Below are 17,493 nucleotides of genomic sequence, written 5' to 3' on the forward strand. Positions count from 1 at the left end.
CCCGCCCCTCCCCGAGCGGAGGATCAGATGGCCGTGAAGGTCACCGTCGCCGTGTACGTGCCCTGCTGGACCGACGAGGGCACCTCGTCGACACCGAACGTCCCGTCGAGGGTGACCGAGCCGTTCTTCGGGCCGCCGACGCCGCCCGTGTACGTGGCGAAGGTCTTCGCCACGCCGAGGCCGTCCGTGGGGAGCACGGTCGGGACGCTGGGCGCCGGGTTCTGCGCGACGACCACGTCAGCGGCCTGCAGCGCGTTGCCGAGCACCTGGTGCGCGGCGACGTTCCACAGACCGGCGTACTGGCCACCGAACGAGCTGACCCCGTTGGTGAACGGACCCGAGATGACCTTGGCGGTGAAGCCGGTGGTCGCGGCGCGGGTGTCCGTGATGACGATCGACTCGAACGGCGCCGACGCCGAGAACGTCGAGTCGGTGGTGTCGAGCGTGGCCTGGCCGAGGTGGAGCGTGGTGGCCGGGATCTCCGGCGTGGTCGGCGTGGCCGGGATGAGCGGGTGGTACGGCGTGGTGATGGTGATCGCGCCGACCGGGATCACGACGTCGACCGACTGCGGGTCGACAGCACCCTGCAGCTCGTAGGTCGCCGCCACGGGAGCGGACGTCGAGCTGTTGTACGGCGCCGTGCCGACGAACGCGGCGGTCAGCGACGCGGCGCCGGCCCCGAGGGCGTTCGTCGTGAAGTCGGCGACGACACCGCCGACGCAGGGCACCGAGCCCAGGAACGCCGCACCGTTGTAGAACGACACGGTGCCGTTCGGCAGACCGGTGGCGGCCGTGACCGTCGTGCTGAAGGTGACGGGCGAGTAGGCCGCGCCCGACGTGGGCGAGACGGCCAGCGTGGTGACGGTGTCGCGTGCGGCGACGGGCGTGACCGCCACGTTCACCGGGGCCGACGTGGAGGCGTCGTACGCGGCGTTGCCCGCGTAGACGGCGGTGATCGCGTTGGTCGGACCGACCGGGACGGCCGACGACGACAGGGTCGCGACGCCACCGGCGCCGATGGTCGCGGTGCCGAGCGAGGTGGCGCCGGCGAAGAACTCGACCGAGCCGGTGGCCGCGGCGGGCGTCACGGTGGCGGTCAGGGCGACGGGAGAACCGGACTCGACCGTGGTGGGCGTCGCCGCGACCGTCGTGGAGCTGGCGGCCTTCGGCAGAGCGGCCATCGGGATGGAGTACGTCATCGCGGTGGTGGGCGACGCCGCCGTGATGGCCACGGTCAGCGGCGTGGTGAAGTAGCCGAGGTTCACGCCACCGGTGCCCTGGCACGCGACGACGAACGGGAGGGTGGCGGTGCCGCCCTGCGCCGTGGCGTACGCGCGGATCTGCGGGGCGTTGACCCGGGCGGCGACGGTCGCGCCCGAGATGTAGAAGCGGCCCGACGCGTCCACGGTGCTGTCGGAGGCGGCCATGATCACGGCGTCCCAGTCCACCGACGGACCGGGCGCGGGGATGTGCACGAACGGCTGGATCTGCAGGGTGCCGGCCGGGCAGTTCGCCGAGACGGCGAGCGTCTGCCACGGGCGAGCGGTCGCGTCCGGCTGCGTGGAGCCGTTGACCTGGGCGCCGGCGAGGGCCGGGTCACCGAGGCCGGTCGACGGCGTGCTGAACCAGTAGATGCTGCCGGGGATGGCCGGGCCGAAGTCGACCGCGGAGGCCGAGCTGGCCAGAGCGATGGCGCCGGCGCCACCGATGAGCGTGGCGGCGAGCGCGCCGGCCACTATCTTCTTGATACGCATGGCAAAGGTGTCCTTTCGGGACAGGGAAGAGCTGGAGTGGTCTTTCCGCTGGAGCTGCCGTGCTCGTGCTGCCGGCGCGCATCCAGGCACGCCGGCAGCACCCGGTCGATCAGGAGAGCGTGAAGTTCGTCACCGCGGCGGTGCCGGCGACGCCGCACATGCCACCGTCGAGCTCACCGGCGAGCTGCTGGAAGCCGGCCTTGGCGATGAGCGCCTTGCCACCGGGCGAGCAGACGAACCCGTCCGGGCCGAAGATGTTCGAGAACCAGGTCGTGCCGAGGTCGGCCTGACGGACGACGTTGTACAGCGCCCGCTGGAAGCTGTAGGAGCCCGCGCCGTTGACCAGCGCGACGGTGGGCTCGGTCGATGCACGGCCGGTCGAGAACGGCGCGATCGCGTTGGGGTCCGCGGCGATCGGGGCCGCGTCGTGCTCCTGCACGGTCACGACGGAGGGCGCCAGCACGACGGCCACGCCACCGTTGAGGGTCTGCAGCTGGCCGAGGAACGTGGTGAGCGTGCCCGATCCGGTCTGCGGGAGCATCGGGACGATGACGCCGCTCTTGCCCTGGGCGATGCCCGCCGGAACCTGGTTCCAGTTGGTGTAGGTGCCCTTGTAGATGTTGACCATGTCGGCGCCCGTGATGATCGTCGGGGCGTTGGTGCCTGCGGCGCGCACGGCCAGCTTGATCCCGTCGACGGCGAACGCGACCTGACGCAGGTTGCCGGTGATCTCGGCCGAGCTGAGCGTGCTCGAGGACCGCGCGAAGTTCACGTTGACGTTGTTGCCCGCGCCGAACAGGAGCGCCTTGCCGGCGCCGGAGCCGTTGGGGCGGTTGACGAGCGGCGTACCGGTCTTGAGCGAGATCTGCGTGACGGTGCCGGCGGGCACCCCGTCGGGCAGCGCGTCGTAGGAGACGATGCGGGAGTTCGAGGCGGAGTTGAACCCGGCACGCGCGGCGGCACCGACGAGCGTGCCGTCGGCCAGGTAGTTCACGGCGTACTGGGTCGTGTCGGACCCGACACCGACGATGTCGCGCGTCTGCGCGGTGGAGTCTGCAGAAGCGGAGGTGGCGGAGGCCACGCCCAGCGCTCCGAGGAGAACGGTGGCCACCATGGCCGAGATCGTCGAACGCTTCACTGGAGAAGCACCCTTCGTGAGATCGACTGTCCGGACCGGCGACGCCGGCCCGGGGTCAAACCTCCTGATAGCGGGCGAACTCGCTGTGCCGCTTCTGTGAACGGGGGACTGCCGGCTCGTCACCGAGGGACGACGCGCGCGCTCTCAGAGCAGGTTCGGCAGCAGGCGTGACGAGATGTCCGCGACCAGCCAGGCGGCGGCGGCGACGACCGGGACGGCCAGCACCCAGACGGCGCGACCTGGCAGCCTGCGGGCCAGGAACGCGGTCGCCAGCACGACGAGGAGCAGCAGCTGCAACGCGAGCACGACGCTCGGCCACACCGCGGTGTCCACCTGCATCGCCTTCTCGGACTCGGGTACCCCGCCGGCTCGACCGGGCGGCGGGACCGCCGGGTCGCCGACGAGGGTCGCGTCGACGTAGGCGATCCGCACCGGCAGGAACGTCCCGGCCGAGCCGCCGGGGCCCTCACCCGTGACGAGCGTCAGGCGGGAGCCCCCGACGGCCGGCGGTGCCGGGAACGGGTCGCCGGCGTAGCGGACCCCGTCGACCCGGTACGTGAACTCGCCCTGACCGATGGTGACGATGATCCCGTCCCCCTTCTTGAGGGTGGGGACGGCCTTGAACGGCCCTCCGTAGGCCCCCGCCCGACCGTAGACGAGGGACACGCCCTGCTGCCCCGGCAGCACGGTGTCGCGGCGGTGCCCCGGCCCCGACATCAGGTCCTGGGCGGCCGTGCCCTCGACGACGACCTGCCGCAGGCCGAGCGTCGGGATCTCGAGGAGCGCCACGGGGGTCCCCGGGTCGATGACGCCACCCAGCGGTGCGGTCTGTGCCGCAAGCTGCTCGCGCAGCTGCGAACCGAGCTCGCGCTGGGCCCGCGCCTCCTGCAGGGGCGTCAGCACGGCGAGGTAGGCGAACAGCCCGACGATGATCGCCAGCGCGGTCACCAGGGCGACCTGGAGGGCACGGGCACCGTCCGTGAACGGCGGGCGCGCGCCGCGCGGCTCCCGCGGACGCACTCCCTTCGGCGGCTTCCAGCCCGGCGGCGGCCCGGGCTGCCCCGGCTGGACGAGCTCGTCGCTCGGCGGCGCGTACGGGTTCGCCAGGGTCGCGGTCACGGTCCGGGCCTCCGAGCCCCGAGGCCGAACGCGAACGGGATCGCGAGCGCACCGCACAGGCCGATCCCGGCGGCGACCGGGACCGCGAGGCGGGCCGCCGACACCGTCGTCGTCGGGGTCACGCCGGACGCCGTCGTCGAGCTCGAGGGCGGCGTGCTCGGCGCGGCCTCCCCGTCGACGGTGACCGTCCCGTCGCCGGCCGCGCCGGCGGAGTCGCCCGTCACCGAGCCCGTGGCGGCCGCGTCACCTCCGGAGACCCCCGACGTTCCCGTGCCGCTCGTCGTGGTCGTCGTCGTGGTCGAGGCCGGAAGACCCTGCTGCTTGGCGATGATGACGGCGGCGGCCTGCGCCGACGCGTACAGCGTCGCGGTCGCCCCCGCCGGGGTGATCGGCAGGAAGCCCTCGGGCAGCTGACCGTTCCCCGGGCCCGGGACCTGGCCCTCCGTGGTCGCCGTGGTGATGAACTGCGCGACGTGGCTCGCGTCGGCGCTCGACAACCCGGTCGTCGGGACCGCGGCCGAGACGATCATCGTGCCGGGGTACGCGTCGTCGGGAAGCGTGGCCGGGTCGAGCGTGAAGGCCTGCGCCGTCCCCGTGCTGGTCGCCGTCGCGACCGCGGCCGCCATGCTCGCGGTGCTGGGTGCGACGAACGTCGCCCCGGGCCCGGTGCCCGCGGTCCGCAGGGCCGCCACGTGCAGCCCGTACCGCTCGGCGTCTCCGAGCGAGACCACCCCGAGCATGAACCGTGTCCCGTAGCCCTGCCGGGCCCCTCGACCGGTCTTGAGAGGACTCGTCGGCGTCTCCTCGCACACCGTCTGGGAGTTCGGCCAGGCGTCGATCAGCGCGGTGGCGATCTTGCGCAGGCTGTTCACCGGCGCCGCCACGAGCGAGAGGTACGGCGTCGTGATGTTCTCGTTCCAGCAGGGGTTCTTCGTCTCGCGCACCCAGCTGTCGAGCAGCGGCCAGTCGTCGAGCGGCAGCTGGACGCCGTGCGGCCGGCCGTCGGTGCCGACGAACGACTTGAAGTCCGGGTTGACGACCATGCCCCACGGGTCCGGCGTTCCCTCGAGGAAGGCCATGGCGTCGGGATCCGTCGCGATGTACGTGGTGAGCGCGCGCATCGTGTCCGAGCTCTCGGACAGCGCGAGCAGGACGGCACCGGCGTCGCGCACCTGGTCGTCGAGACCGGGGTTGAGCTCGGTGAACTCCGGATCGGTGTTCAGGACGCCGGGGTTCCCCGACATCCCGGGATGAGCCTTGGCGCTGGGGCCTACCGTGTAGGACTGGCTGAGCAGCTTCGCCAGCAGCCGCGGCGTCAGCTTGAGCTGGAGCCGCTCGCCGGTGTTGTTCGGCTGGTCGACGATGAACGAGATGCCGAAGCCCGTGACCGCGACCGGCGCGTAGGCGAGGGGTTTGACCGCCGACTGCGACGGGTAGGAGACGAACGCGCCGACCGCCTGGCCGGAGTCCACCAGCGCGAAGGAGCTCGACTCGGACTTCGCGTTGGCCCGGAACTTGAACCGGTCCGGACGCAGGCAGTAGGCGGGCGCCCACTGCAACGACGCCTGGGCGAGCAGCTCCGAGCCGTAGAAGTCCACCGGGGGACGCGAGTCGAGGACGTCGCACGCGTCGGCGGTGAGGCCGAACGTCAGCGGGACCGAGAACCTGCCCTTCCAGTTCGACGCCGACCACCAGAGCGCACCCTGGACCGCCGGGTCGATGTGGCCGGTGTTGACCGAGCCCGGCTCCGACTGGCCGGACGCCCGGCAGCCGGCGTTCGTGCCGTCGCAGCTGATCCCCATGATCGGGATGACCACCAGGGAGCAGGCGACGGTCGACGAGCAGCCCAACGACTCGTTCTCCTGCGCCGAGCGCACCTCGAACTGCCACGTTCCCGTGCCGTCCGGCGAGGTGTAGGCGGCGACGTCGGCGGCGGGCAGGGCGCCCTGCTCGATGCCACCGGCCTCCGGCGGCATCGTGCTCAACGAGCAGCCCGGAAAGGTCTTCCCCTTCGCGTCGACGAAGGGCACCGCGTGCTGGACGGCCCCGACCGGGTCGGCCGGGCAGTCGGCCGGCCAGGTCGGGAGGAGCTGCTGGGCCTCGCGGTCCGACGCGGGCGCGTAGCGGTCGTGCACCCACGCGCGGTTCTGCGGGTCGGAGCTGGACGAGGCCGGGGAGGTATTGGTCCGCTGGACGTAGCTCGACGTCCAGCAGGTCTGCGGGCTCAGCTGTTGGGCGACCGGCAGGGTCGGGTCGTCCACGCCGCGGCACTGGAGGATCACCACGGGGAACTCCTGGTCGACGGCGTCCTGACCGTACGGACTGAACGTCCGGGACGCCGAGGGGTGCGCACCGGTCCAGTTCACGCCGATCCGCTGGCGGCCCCGCAGGTTGGTGGTGTGGTCGACCGTCACGGTGACCGTGCGCCGGTCGACCACGCTCTGGGTCCGGTCGGTCTCCAGGTGGGCGCGCGTCAACGTCTGCGTGCGGGCGTACTCGGCCTTGACCACCGGGTCCGCGTCGGCCGCCTGGACCGGGGTGCTGGTCAGGCCGGCGAGCAGCACCGACAGGGCGACCGAGGGGACCGCGGCGAGCGCGACGGCCCGGACCAGGACCGAGCGGCGCAGCGCGGCCCGGCGGTGGCGGCCGGTCATGCCGCACCCCCGTCGAGCCACGGATCCTCCGGCGGAGCTGCCGCCTTGGCCCGGTTGCGGCGCCACAGGACGATCAGCAGCGCGGGCAGCAGCACGAGGGCCAGCAGCTCGATGGCGGCCAGCAGCCCGAAGAGCAGGCTGCCGCCGACGGGCCGCGGCGGCAGGACGGTCGACACCGACGCGCTCGCCGCGTTCACCGTGCCGTCCCCCGACGAGACCGGCAGGCCGGTGTCGGGGTCCACCTCCCCGGCCGAGCCGGCGGCGGCCGCGTCGCCGGTGGCAGCGGCGTCCCCGGTCGCCGAGCCGCCGCCCGCGGCGCCGCCCTTGGTCCCGCCCGCCGCACCGCCCGCGGCGGCACCCGCGGGTGCCCCGCCCGCGGTCTGGGACTGCCCGGCACCGAGGCACGGTCCGGCACCCGACTTGTCGCAGGAGGCGGGCTGGGGGGCGACCTCGGCGAGCTTGTTCCGGCTCAGGTCGCCGGGCACGAAGGTCGGGTTGTTGCACTTCGTCGCGTCACGACCGGCGACGTCGACCGCGGGGTCGGCGGTGCCGAGCTTGCCGACCTGGTCGAACCCGGCCTGGACCAGGTTCAGGGGCAGCGGCGAGTAGCCGTAAGCGCCGGCCTTCCCCTGGCCCTCGCACAGCGAGTAGAAGAGGAAGTCGACCAGCGTCTGGCGCTTGTTGGTGTTCATCCGCGCGTCCGTCGCCCCGGTGGGGATGAGCATGTAGGAGTACGACGACAGCGGGTACGCCCGCGGGTCCGGGTTCGTGTAGACCTCGTCGAGGATCTGCGTCAGGTAGTTCTGCGACGACGCGTCGGTGTTGATCTTCGCCGTCGTGAGCGCGACGGCCACGTTGTACTGGGTGGGCTCGACGTAGAACCCGCCGGCGTTGAGCACCTTGACCACCGGGTAGCCCTTGTTCGTCGGGTAGGAGTACTCGACGTAGCCGATGGTCCCGTTGCCCGACGGTGCCGCGATCGTGTTCATCACCTGGTCGGAGCTGGACGCGCCGATCGCCGACTTGAGCTTGTCGTCGGGACGCGGGTAGTACGACGTCAGGCCGCCCTTGGGGAAGATCGTGCGCCACAGGCTCGAGTACTGCTTGTCCAGCCAGGTGGTGAACTGGGCGGTGGTGCCCGAGCCGTCCGAGCGGACCACGGGGATGATCGCGACGTCGGGGAACGTGCGCCCGTTGTTGTCGGCGGAGATCTGCGGGTCGTTCCAGCGGGTGATGGCGCCGGTGAAGATCTTCGCGATCGTCTCGCCCGAGAGGCGGATGTCGCGGACCAGCTTGCCGCCGGCCTCCAGGTGGTACGTGAACGACGTCCCGCCGGCGACGATCGGCAGGTACGCGAACGCCCGCCCGTTCGAGGAGTCCGCGTTCCCCTGCTCGTCCTGGCCCTGGTACGGGATCTCGGAGATGGCGAAGTCCGTCGAGACCTGCGAGAAGTCCTTGCGCCCCTTCGACGACCCGCCGCCCGTGTAGACGATCTGCATGCCGTTGGCCGCGACGTCGGCGATCCACTGGTCGACGATCACCTGGCTCCAGGTGGACCCGGTCCCCTCGATCTGGCCGTAGGACGCGGACGCGGGGGACGCGGCGAGCAGCCCCAGCACCGCGACGAGGGCGGCGGCGAGGGCGGCGGACGCTGCACGCTGCCATCGCTGGCGGGACGTGCCGGGGGGCTGCGGCATGGGGGCTCCGAGCGGATCAGCGCCCGCGCCGCTGGCGCGCGAGCAGGCGGGTGACGATGAACAGGATCAGGACGAGGATCAGCAGGATCGAGGCGCCGGCGAACCCGCGCTGGACGTAGAGCTCCTCGCCCGTGCGCACGGTGCTGAAGACGAAAAGCGGCAGCGAGTTCATGACCCCGTCGAAGGGGTTGAAGACGAAGAAGCTCGCCGCGCCGGAGGTCAGCAGCACGGGCGACGTCTCGCCGACGGCGCGCGAGACCCCGAGGATCAGGGCGGTCGCCAGGCCGGGGCGGGCGGTCGGCAGGACCACGTGCCAGACGGTGCGCCATCGGGACGCGCCGAGGGCGAGCCCGGCCTCGCGCAGCCCCGAGGACACGACGCGGAGCACGACGTCGGCGGCCCGCGCGATGATCGGCAGCATCATCACCGACAGCGCGAGAGCGGCCGCGAAGCCGGAGCGCGGGAAGCCGAGCACGAGGATGAGCACCGTGTAGATGAACAGGCCGGCGATGATCGACGGGAGCGCCGTCATCGCCTCGACGACCGTCCGGACCACCCGCGCGAACCGACCCCCGACCTCGACCATGTAGACCGCAGTGCCCAGCGCGAGCGGCACCGTGATCACGACGGCGATGGAGATCTCGATGATCGAGCCGACGATCGCGTGCGCGACACCGCCCATGCTCAGAGGGTCGCGCGGACCGACCCCGGCCATGTCGTCGAACCACATGTTGGGGTGGATCAGCGCCGGGAAGCCGCGCACGAACGTGAACACCACCGTGCTGACCAGCGCGATCCCGACGACGATCGCGCCGCCGGTGATGACGGACGTGGCGAGCCGGTCCGCGACGGCGGGCCCGGGCGTGAGGATGTGCGTCACCGCCGTCACGACAACGAGGTAGCAGACGAACGACGTCAGGGCGAAAGCCAGCGGCGTGCCCCACGGAAGCAGGCGGAAGCAGACCAGCCAGGCCAGGGCGAGCGCCGAGACAATGCACGCGGTCGACGCCAGGCGGTCCGCAGGCGTGGTGCCGGCGATGCGGCGCCGCGGGGTCCTCTGCGGGCTCCGCTGCGGGACGACATGGGTGCGAGGCTCGCTGCGCTGCTCGACCTCGGTGGCCATCAGATGTCCGTCCCCGCGCCGGAGCGCGACCGCGACACGACGACCGCCGCGAGCGTGTTGATGACGAGCGTCAGGCAGAACAGCACGAAGCCCGCCGTGAGCAGCGCCGAGAGCTGGGCGGTCGACGCCTCGCCGAACCGGCCGGCGATCAGGGCGGAGACGGTGTTGGTGCCGATCTCCAGCGGCCGGAACTTCAGGTCGAACGCGGGCGACACGATGATGAGCACCGCGATGGTCTCGCCGAGCGCGCGGCCCAGGCCGAGCATCGTGCCGCCGATGATCCCGCCGCGACCGAACGGAAGGACAACCGACCGGATCACGCCCCAGCGCGTCGACCCGAGGGCGAGCGCACCCTCCCGCTCCCCCAGCGGTGCCGACGAGAACACCTCGCGCATGACCGACGACGCCATCGGCATGACCATCATCGCGACGGCCAGTCCCGCGATGAACGCCGAGGCCGTGTACCTCGTCTGCTCCCACTGCGCGGCGTCCGGGTCGGCGTCCACGGCGAAGATCGGGATCCACCCGAGGTTGGCGTGCAGGAACCGGGCGACCGCGCTGGCGTGCGGCTGCAGCAGGAAGAACCCCCACAGGCCGTAGATGATGCTCGGCACGGCGGCCATGAGGTCGACCATCGAGACCAGCGTGCTGCGCAGCCGCGGCGGCGCGAACTCGCTGATGTACAGGGCCGTGGCCAGCGAGAGCGGGAACGCCACGCTCATCGCGACCAAGGCCACGGTCACGGTCCCGACGAGGACCGCCGCGATGCCCACCGTGTCGGTCTCGGGCGACCACTGGGTCTCCGTGAAGAACCGGAACCCGTAGTGGCGCAGCGTCGGGACCGCCTKGCTCGCCAGGAACACCCCGATGCCGCCGGTGATGACCAGCACCGTCGCCGCGACCGTCCGCGTGCCCTTGACGAAGACCGCGTCGGAGCCCGTCGCCTTCGTGGAGAGCGGACGGGGTCGCGCAGGCTCAGCCTGGGGCGTGACCTCGCGCACCTCAGTGCTCACCTGGTCGTTCTCCTCTCGCGCAGCGGCCGGACGTACCGGGTCGGCGGTCGCCGGTCGCGACGCGACGTCAGTAGAGCCCCCGTCGGCGACGTAGGGACTGACGACGGGTGAACGCGGGACGGCACGCCGACGATCACGGCTGCGGCTCGGTCGTCGGCGTCGGCGTCGGCGTGGGGGTCGGCGTCGGCGTGGGGGTCGGCGTCGTCGCTCGTGGGGTCGCGACGACGAGCCGGACCGGCGTTCCGACGGGCAACCGGGTGCCAGCCGGCGGCACCGCGCGCAGGACCGTGCCCACGAGGTCCCCGGCCTCCGAGAGCACCGTCGGGTCCCGCACGAGCCCTGCGCCCACGAGCGAGCCGTCGACCGCGTCCGGCACCTGGCCGAGCACCTCGGGGACCGCGGTGAGCCCGGACGCGACCGTCACGTGCACGGTGGCGCCCGGGTCGACCGGCGATCCCGCGACCGGGTCGACGGTCAGCACGGTGCCCCGGGCCGCCGGTGAGTCGGCCTCGGCGGCGACCTCCAGCAGCAGCCCCAGGGCCGCGAGCGCCTGCTGTGCCGCGCCGACGTCGAGCCCGGCCAGCTCCGGGAGGGTGAGGTCGTCGGGCGTCTCGGTCGGCCTCGTCACCGCGGCCCTGGACGGGGTCGGCGCGGGAGCCGGTGCGGTCGTCGTCGCGACGACGGGAGCGGGCGGTGCGCCCTGCGCGTCGGCCGAGGGCCGCAGCAGCGCGAGGCCGCCGACGACCGCGCTCCCGACCAGGACCGCGGCGACCACCGGCAGCGGGCTGCGCCGACGTCTGCGGCCCGGTGCCGACGTCCGGGGCGCCACGACCGGCAGGCGCCGGGTCGTCGTCGGAGCAACGCCCGGACCTCGGGGAGCCGACGCGTTCCGGCCCGCCGGCTGTCGCGAGGGGACCGAGGCGGCGACGACGGCGTCCCGCATCTCGCGCGCGGACCCGAACCTCGCCGCCGGGTCCTTGGCCAGCGCGCGGGCGACGACCCGGTCGACGGCGGCGGGGACCGCGGGCGCACGGTCCGACGGTCGGGGCGCGTCCTCGGCCACCTGCGCGCGCAGCACGTCGGCCGGGTCCGGCCGCTCGAACGGCGGACGCCCCGTCAGCAGCAGGTACAGGAGGGCACCGGTCGAGTAGACGTCGGAGCGCTCGTCGGCGGCCGTCGCGGTCGCGATCTCGGGTGCCGCGTACCCGGGGCTGACCGTCACGAAGCCGGGCGTCGGCGCGCCGCCCCCGCCGAGGTCGAGCACGAACACCTCCGCCGGCCGCGGCGCGCCGTCCGCGACCGCGACCATCACGTTCGCGGGCGACAGGTCCAGGTGCAGGACCCCGTGCTCGTGGGCGTGCGCCAGAGCGTCGAGGACCCCTCCCACGATCGTGAGCGCGTCGTGCGTGGTCGCGGGTCCCGCCGCCAGCAGCTCGTCGAGCGTGATCCCGTCGACGAGCTCGAGCACGACGAACGCCCGACCGTCGGGCAGACGACCCGCGTCGAGGACCGCGACGATGTTCGGGTGCCGCAGCCGGGCGGCCGCCCGCGGGCTGGCGTCGACCCCTGGTTCGCGGACGATCTTCACCGCGACCGGCCGGTCGAGAACCTCGTCGACCGCGGCGTGCACGTCAGCCGACCCGCCCCGCCCGACCAGCCGCCCCAGCCGGTAGCGAGCGGCGACGAGCGTCACGTCCGTGCGGCGTACGCGTCGGCCGTCGCGAGCACCTGGGCCACGTACGCGTCGTCATGGTTGTAGGAGCGGACCGCGGCCCACCAGCCGTCACCCGTGGTCAGGTCCGCGCCCGACGCGCACAGGTACCGGCCGGCCGCCAGCGCCGCGTCGTCGAGGTCGTTGGGGTCGCGCGCACCGTCACCGTCCCCGTCGGACTCCCAGCGCCGCCACGTCGACGGCAGGAACTGCATGGGCCCGACGGCGTGCGCCCACACCGGGTCGCCCGTCCACGCCGTGTCGTCGGGCCTGGCCCCGATGGCCGCCGTTCCGCGGGTCCCGTCCAGCGCCGGTCCCAGGACCTGCACGCTCGGGCGGCCGTCGTCGAGCAGCACGGCAGCGCCGTGGGTGCCGTGGCCCGACTCGACCGCGCCGATCCCGGCGAGCGTCGGCCAGCCGAGCCGGCAGCCCGGACGGTCGCGCGCGAGGGTCAGGGCCGCGGCGCCGTAGGCCCGGATCGCGACCGGCCCGATGCCCGTCGCGGCGGACACCTGGGCGACCCACTCGGGGGACGCGCGCAGCGGCGCCGGCCCGGGGTCGGGGACCGGCTCGGCGATCGGCTCGGCGGGACCGATCGGGGCCGTCGCCGGGACCTCGGTCGCGGGTGTCGGCACCACGTCCGCGGCCACCGACCACCCGGTCGGCGTCGGGCCGCCGTCGGCGACCGCCAGCGCCGTCAGGACGACGACGTTCGCGGCGAGGACCCCGCCGACGAGCACCCACACACCTCTCACGTCGCGGAACGCCGGGCGCTCACGGGCGGTGCGGAGGACCGGCGGAACGTCGCGACGGCCGGGTCGAGCGCAGCGACGGGTGCGAGCTCGACGAAGCTGCGGCAGGCGTGGGCGCACCGGACGCGGCGGTCCTGGTCGCCGATCCCCTGGACCACCGGCACGTCGTCCTGGGTCAGCAGCCACTGCCAGCGGTAGGTGTTGGTGAGCCGGAGGACCGGGACGAGGGTCGCGACAGCGGTGCGGACGGCCTCGACGGAGGCGTGGGCCGCCGCCACGCTCGGCAGGGCCAGCGTGCTGCGGGCGAGCCCACGACCGTTCGGGCTCACCAGTCGCCACCAGACGACGTCGTCGTCGGAGAAGCGGTAGAGCTGGAACACGGGCGCCACCGTCCGCATCCCGTCCTTTCGTCGCGGCACCGAGACCGAGTCCTCGGCGCGTCCGATGAAGTGGAACGCACGACTCGCACCTGTGAGCGGCCTGTGCGGGTCCGCAGGACGAACGGCGGGGGGCGCCCGGTCGACGATCCGGCGACGTCTCGCACAGCCGGGTGAATGCGTCTCGAAGAATGAGACTTCGGTTCCGCCCCGCGGACATACCGGCCTACAGTCGCGTCATGTCCCGCCGAATGTGTCGCTGACCAGCGCACGCTCGGCTGTGCCCGCGGGCAGGTTGTCGTCCTCACACGGACGGCCCTGAGACCCGCCCGAGCCATGGCTCGACCCGTGCGCCCTCCCCCAACCTTCGCGGGACGGATGTCGGCTGCCCTCCTGCGGATCCACCAGACCCACCCAGACCCAGGAGCACAGACCGTGAGCAACGAGAGCTGGAACTTCGAGACCCGTCAGATCCACGCCGGCCAGACGCCGGACCCGGCCACCGGTGCCCGGGCGCTGCCGATCTACCAGACGACGTCGTTCGTCTTCCCCGACGCGAAGGTCGCGGCCGCGCGGTTCGCGCTGCAGGACCTCGGCCCCATCTACACGCGCATCGGCAACCCGACGCAGCAGGTCGTCGAGGACCGCATCGCGTCCCTCGAGGGCGGCGTCGGCGCGCTGCTCGTCTCCTCCGGCCAGGCCGCCGAGACGTTCGCGATCCTGAACATCGCCGAGGCCGGTGACCACATCGTCGCCAGCCCGTCGCTGTACGGCGGCACGTACAACCTCCTGCACTACACGCTGCCCAAGCTCGGCATCGAGACGACGTTCGTCACGGACCCGCACGACGCGCAGGCGTGGAAGGACGCGATCCGCCCGAACACCAAGCTGTTCTTCGCGGAGACCATCCCGAACCCGAAGTCCGACATCCTCGACATCGAGCTCGTCGCCGGCGTCGCGCACGAGTACGGCGTGCCACTGGTCGTCGACAACACCGTCGCGACGCCCTACCTGATCAACCCGCTCAAGTGGGGCGCCGACGTGGTCGTGCACTCCGCGACGAAGTACCTGGGCGGTCACGGCTCGGCGATCGGCGGCGTGATCGTCGACGGCGGCTCGTTCGACTACGCGCAGTACCCCGAGCGGTTCCCCAACTACAACACCCCCGACCCGTCCTACAACGGCCTCGTCTTCGGGCGGGACCTGGGCGTCGGCGGCCTGTTCGGGATCAACCTCTCCTTCATCCTCAAGGCGCGCGTGCAGCTGCTGCGCGACCTCGGCTCGGCGATCTCGCCGTTCAACGCGTTCCTCATCGCGCAGGGCGTCGAGACGCTGTCCCTGCGCGTCGAGCGCCACGTCGAGAACGCCGAGAAGGTCGCCGCCTGGCTCGAGGCCCGCGAGGACGTCGGCACGGTGCACTACGCCGGCCTGGAGTCGAGCCCGTGGCACGCCGCGCAGCTCAAGTACGCACCCCGTGGCGCGGGCGCGGTCCTCGCGTTCGAGATCGAGGGCGGCACCGAGGCCGGTCAGGCGTTCGTGTCGGCCCTGGAGCTGCACTCGAACGTCGCCAACATCGGCGACGTGCGCTCGCTGGTCATCCACCCGGCCTCGACGACGCACAGCCAGCTGACCCCCGAGGAGCAGGCGCTGTCCGGCGTCACCCCCGGCCTGGTCCGCCTGGCTGTGGGGATCGAGCACATCGATGACATCCTTGCTGACCTGGACGCGGGCTTCCGCGCCGCCAAGGGAGCCTGACTTCTTCATGAGTTCTGGTACGCAGCCGACGCCGCCCGAGATCACGACCGACTCGGGCGGCTCGGCCGCGCGCCCGCTCTTCACCACGCCCCGCGCGCGCCCGTCCACGCTGGCCTCCCGGCCGTCGCCGTCGGACAAGCCCGCGATCCGGGCGAGCAGCGCATGGCGCGACGGGGACCCCGTGGGTCGTCGACAGTTCGCCGACCTCGGCCCGTTCGCGCTGGAGTCGGGCGGCCGGCTGCCTGCGGTGCGGCTGGCCTACGAGACGTGGGGCGAGCTGAACGAGGACGGCAGCAACGCGGTCCTCGTCCTGCACGCGCTGACCGGCGACTCGCACGTCACGGGCCCCGCCGGCGACGGGCACCCGACGGCCGGCTGGTGGCAGTCGATGATCGGGCCCGGCGCCCCCATCGACACCGACCGCTGGTTCGTCGTCGCGCCCAACGTCCTCGGTGGCTGCCAGGGCTCGACGGGCCCCGCCTCGCTCGCGCCCGACGGCCGCCCGTGGGGCGGTCGCTTCCCGCTGCTGACCGTCCGCGACCAGGTCGCCGCCGAGATCCGCCTCGCCGACCTGCTCGGCATCGACTCGTGGGCCCTGGTGATCGGTGCCTCGCTCGGCGGCCTGCGCGTCCTGGAGTGGGCCGCGAGCGCGCCCGAGCGGGTCGACGCCATCGCCGCGATCGCCACGGCGGCGCAGACCTCCGGCGACCAGATCGCCGGGTTCCACACCCAGATCGCCGCCATCCGCGCCGACCCCGCCTACCGCGACGGTGACTACTACGACGCCGCCGACGGCGAGGGCCCGCACGTCGGCCTCGGTCTGGCCCGGCAGATCGCCCACCAGACGTACCGGTCCGCCGTCGAGCTGGACCAGCGGTTCGGGCGCATCCCGCAGGGCGCCGAGGACCCGCTGGAGGGCGGCCGGTTCGCGGTGCAGTCCTACCTGGACCACCACGGCGACAAGCTCGCGCGGCGCTTCGACGCCAACACCTACATGATCCTCACGCGCACGATGATCACCCACGACCTGGGCCGCGACCGCGGCGGCGTCGCGGCGGCGCTCTCCGCGATCACCGCCCGCTCCCTGGTGATCGCCGTCGACAGCGACCGGCTCTTCCCGCCCGCGCAATCGCAGCGGATCGCCGACGGCATCCCCGGGGCGGTCCTGCGCACCGTGCACTCCGACTACGGCCACGACGGCTTCCTCATCGAGGAGCAGCTTGTCGGCTCGCTGGTCAACGAGTTCCTGGAGTCGGCCAGGCGCTGAGGCGGCGCGACGATGCCGGCGGGCTCCGTCCTCGTCTGGGGGTGGCGAGCCCGGGTGGCCTCACGCTCTGGCCCCCGGCCGGACGAGGCGCCGGAGCGAGCCCGGTCGTCGCCTGAAGATCGAGGGGCTGGTGCCGTTCTCCTCTGGCCCCAGCCGCTCGTCCCGCGCGAACCTGGCGCCACCTGGGACGCAGGTGATCGCCCGGGACGCCTGGGGCACCTCGCCGGCCCCACCCGTCCCACGCGTCCCACGTGGCGCTCGGTCGACCCGCACCTGTGCGGACCTAGCCGCACCTGGGACACGAGTGCACTCCCTGGACGTCTCCGGCGCCTCACCAGCCCCACCAGTCCCAGGTGCGGCTGGATCCGTCACGCGTATCGAGGTCGACGGGTCGGGCGCGCGACCGCAAGGATGGCGCCATGTCCCCCTCCGGTGAGCTCGCCGACGCAACCGCCGCCCTGCACGACCAGTGGATCCGCCTGCGGCGGTGGGTGGGCGACGTCGTGGACGACCAGGTCGCCGACGATCCGTCGGTGCTGGACGGCTGGACGGTCGCCGAGCTCGTCGCGCACCTCGGCCGCGCGATGGAGGCCCTCGCCGTCTGCGTCCCGCTGCCCGACGGCACGGTCCCGCTGACGCTCGGCGAGTACGTGAGGACGTACGCCGAGCGCAAGGAGGGGATCGCGCAGGTCACGCGAGAGCTCGCGGTCGAGATCGCCGGCGACCCGCTGGGCGGTGTGGACCAGCGCGCGCAGGCGGCGTTCGACCGGCTCGACGAGCTGGGCCCGGAGGACCGTGTCGTGCAGGCCCGGCGCGGCCCGGTGCTGCTGAGCACGATGACGGTCTCGCGGGTGCTGGAGCTCGTCGTGCACGCCGACGACCTGGCCCGCTCCGTCCCCCGCGGCGTCGACCCCGTCGAGCCCGGGGCTCTGCGGCTCGTCGCCGACGCGCTGCTGCGGATCGTCGTCGCTCGCGGCGGCTGGGACCTCGAGGTCAGCGACGCCCGCCGCTGGGTCCGCCTCGCCGCGGGCCGTCAGCCGTACGACGTCGACGAGCTCGCGATCGCCCTGCACCCGCGCTACACCAGCGACGCGGTCCCGGACCTGGGCCGGATGCTGCCCCTGCTCTAGAGC

14 protein-coding genes are annotated in these 17,493 nt (G+C 73.2%); 4 read left to right on the top strand and 10 right to left on the bottom strand.

From position 1 onward, the window contains the following. Positions 1-23 precede the first annotated feature (23 nt). Positions 24-1,754, bottom strand: a complete 1,731-nt coding sequence (locus tag AC1DZC_RS16445) for an Ig-like domain-containing protein (RefSeq protein WP_477044006.1) — start codon at positions 1,752-1,754, stop codon at positions 24-26. A 109-nt stretch (positions 1,755-1,863) separates the two neighbouring features. After that, entirely contained in the window at positions 1,864-2,868 is a 1,005-nt protein-coding gene (locus AC1DZC_RS16450; RefSeq protein ID WP_477044007.1) for a substrate-binding domain-containing protein, read from the bottom strand. Here AC1DZC_RS16450 and AC1DZC_RS16455 point away from each other — a divergent pair. Next, positions 2,867-2,992, top strand: a complete 126-nt coding sequence (locus tag AC1DZC_RS16455; RefSeq protein WP_477044008.1) for a hypothetical protein — start codon at positions 2,867-2,869, stop codon at positions 2,990-2,992. The genes AC1DZC_RS16450 and AC1DZC_RS16455 overlap by 2 nt on opposite strands. A 44-nt stretch (positions 2,993-3,036) precedes the next feature. Here the strand turns inward: AC1DZC_RS16455 and AC1DZC_RS16460 are convergent, their stop codons facing one another. The 8 genes from AC1DZC_RS16460 to AC1DZC_RS16495 all read right to left on the bottom strand — a co-directional run bounded on the left by AC1DZC_RS16460 (position 3,037) and on the right by AC1DZC_RS16495 (position 13,380). Further along, positions 3,037-4,011 (bottom strand): sortase, encoded by a 975-nt coding sequence (locus AC1DZC_RS16460; RefSeq protein ID WP_477044009.1) that lies wholly within the window; start codon positions 4,009-4,011, stop codon positions 3,037-3,039. Continuing rightward, entirely contained in the window at positions 4,008-6,665 is a 2,658-nt protein-coding gene (locus AC1DZC_RS16465) for a hypothetical protein (RefSeq protein ID WP_477044010.1), read from the bottom strand. Before AC1DZC_RS16465 ends, AC1DZC_RS16460 begins: the two co-directional genes overlap by 4 nt. Beyond that, positions 6,662-8,362 (bottom strand): phosphate ABC transporter substrate-binding protein PstS, encoded by a 1,701-nt coding sequence (locus AC1DZC_RS16470; RefSeq protein ID WP_477044011.1) that lies wholly within the window; start codon positions 8,360-8,362, stop codon positions 6,662-6,664. The genes AC1DZC_RS16465 and AC1DZC_RS16470 overlap by 4 nt, the downstream gene beginning before the upstream one ends. 16 nt (positions 8,363-8,378) lie before the next feature. After that, positions 8,379-9,485 carry a phosphate ABC transporter permease PstA gene (gene pstA / locus AC1DZC_RS16475; protein WP_477044012.1) on the bottom strand — a complete coding sequence of 369 codons (1,107 nt, stop codon included), beginning with the start codon at positions 9,483-9,485 and terminating at the stop codon, positions 8,379-8,381. Then, complete coding sequence (gene pstC / locus AC1DZC_RS16480; RefSeq protein ID WP_477044013.1) at positions 9,485-10,498, bottom strand: phosphate ABC transporter permease subunit PstC; 1,014 nt, start codon at positions 10,496-10,498, stop codon at positions 9,485-9,487. The genes pstA and pstC overlap by 1 nt, the downstream gene beginning before the upstream one ends. A gap of 133 nt (positions 10,499-10,631) precedes the next feature. Beyond that, positions 10,632-12,191 (bottom strand): protein kinase domain-containing protein, encoded by a 1,560-nt coding sequence (locus AC1DZC_RS16485; protein ID WP_477044014.1) that lies wholly within the window; start codon positions 12,189-12,191, stop codon positions 10,632-10,634. After that, entirely contained in the window at positions 12,188-12,949 is a 762-nt protein-coding gene (locus AC1DZC_RS16490) for a lytic murein transglycosylase (RefSeq protein ID WP_477044015.1), read from the bottom strand. The genes AC1DZC_RS16485 and AC1DZC_RS16490 overlap by 4 nt, the downstream gene beginning before the upstream one ends. A gap of 11 nt (positions 12,950-12,960) precedes the next feature. Next, positions 12,961-13,380 carry a YegP family protein gene (locus AC1DZC_RS16495; protein WP_477044016.1) on the bottom strand — a complete coding sequence of 140 codons (420 nt, stop codon included), beginning with the start codon at positions 13,378-13,380 and terminating at the stop codon, positions 12,961-12,963. 393 nt (positions 13,381-13,773) lie between these two features. Between AC1DZC_RS16495 and AC1DZC_RS16500 the strand changes: the two genes are divergently transcribed. From AC1DZC_RS16500 to AC1DZC_RS16510, 3 genes are all read left to right on the top strand, one after another. Further along, the gene (locus tag AC1DZC_RS16500; RefSeq protein WP_477039667.1) at positions 13,774-15,093 is read left to right on the top strand and encodes a bifunctional o-acetylhomoserine/o-acetylserine sulfhydrylase; all 1,320 of its coding nucleotides are present in this window, start codon (positions 13,774-13,776) and stop codon (positions 15,091-15,093) included. A gap of 7 nt (positions 15,094-15,100) precedes the next feature. Beyond that, positions 15,101-16,360: a homoserine O-acetyltransferase MetX gene (metX, locus tag AC1DZC_RS16505; protein ID WP_477044017.1), complete on the top strand. Its 1,260-nt coding sequence runs from the start codon at positions 15,101-15,103 to the stop codon at positions 16,358-16,360. A gap of 419 nt (positions 16,361-16,779) precedes the next feature. Then, positions 16,780-17,490 carry a maleylpyruvate isomerase N-terminal domain-containing protein gene (locus tag AC1DZC_RS16510; RefSeq protein WP_477044018.1) on the top strand — a complete coding sequence of 237 codons (711 nt, stop codon included), beginning with the start codon at positions 16,780-16,782 and terminating at the stop codon, positions 17,488-17,490. The last annotated feature ends 3 nt before the right edge of the window (positions 17,491-17,493 follow it).

The organism is Cellulomonas sp. P2_B4 (assembly GCF_056404795.1).

Coding starts and splice junctions, on each gene's coding strand:
- AC1DZC_RS16445 (WP_477044006.1), bottom strand. CDS start 1,754: ATGCGTATCAAGAAGATAGTGGCCGGCGCGCTCGCCGCCACGCTCATC.
- AC1DZC_RS16455 (WP_477044008.1), top strand. CDS start 2,867: ATGGCCGAGATCGTCGAACGCTTCACTGGAGAAGCACCCTTCGTGAGA.
- AC1DZC_RS16450 (WP_477044007.1), bottom strand. CDS start 2,868: ATGGTGGCCACCGTTCTCCTCGGAGCGCTGGGCGTGGCCTCCGCCACC.
- AC1DZC_RS16465 (WP_477044010.1), bottom strand. CDS start 6,665: ATGACCGGCCGCCACCGCCGGGCCGCGCTGCGCCGCTCGGTCCTGGTC.
- AC1DZC_RS16470 (WP_477044011.1), bottom strand. CDS start 8,362: ATGCCGCAGCCCCCCGGCACGTCCCGCCAGCGATGGCAGCGTGCAGCG.
- pstA (WP_477044012.1), bottom strand. CDS start 9,485: ATGGCCACCGAGGTCGAGCAGCGCAGCGAGCCTCGCACCCATGTCGTC.
- metX (WP_477044017.1), top strand. CDS start 15,101: ATGAGTTCTGGTACGCAGCCGACGCCGCCCGAGATCACGACCGACTCG.
- AC1DZC_RS16510 (WP_477044018.1), top strand. CDS start 16,780: ATGTCCCCCTCCGGTGAGCTCGCCGACGCAACCGCCGCCCTGCACGAC.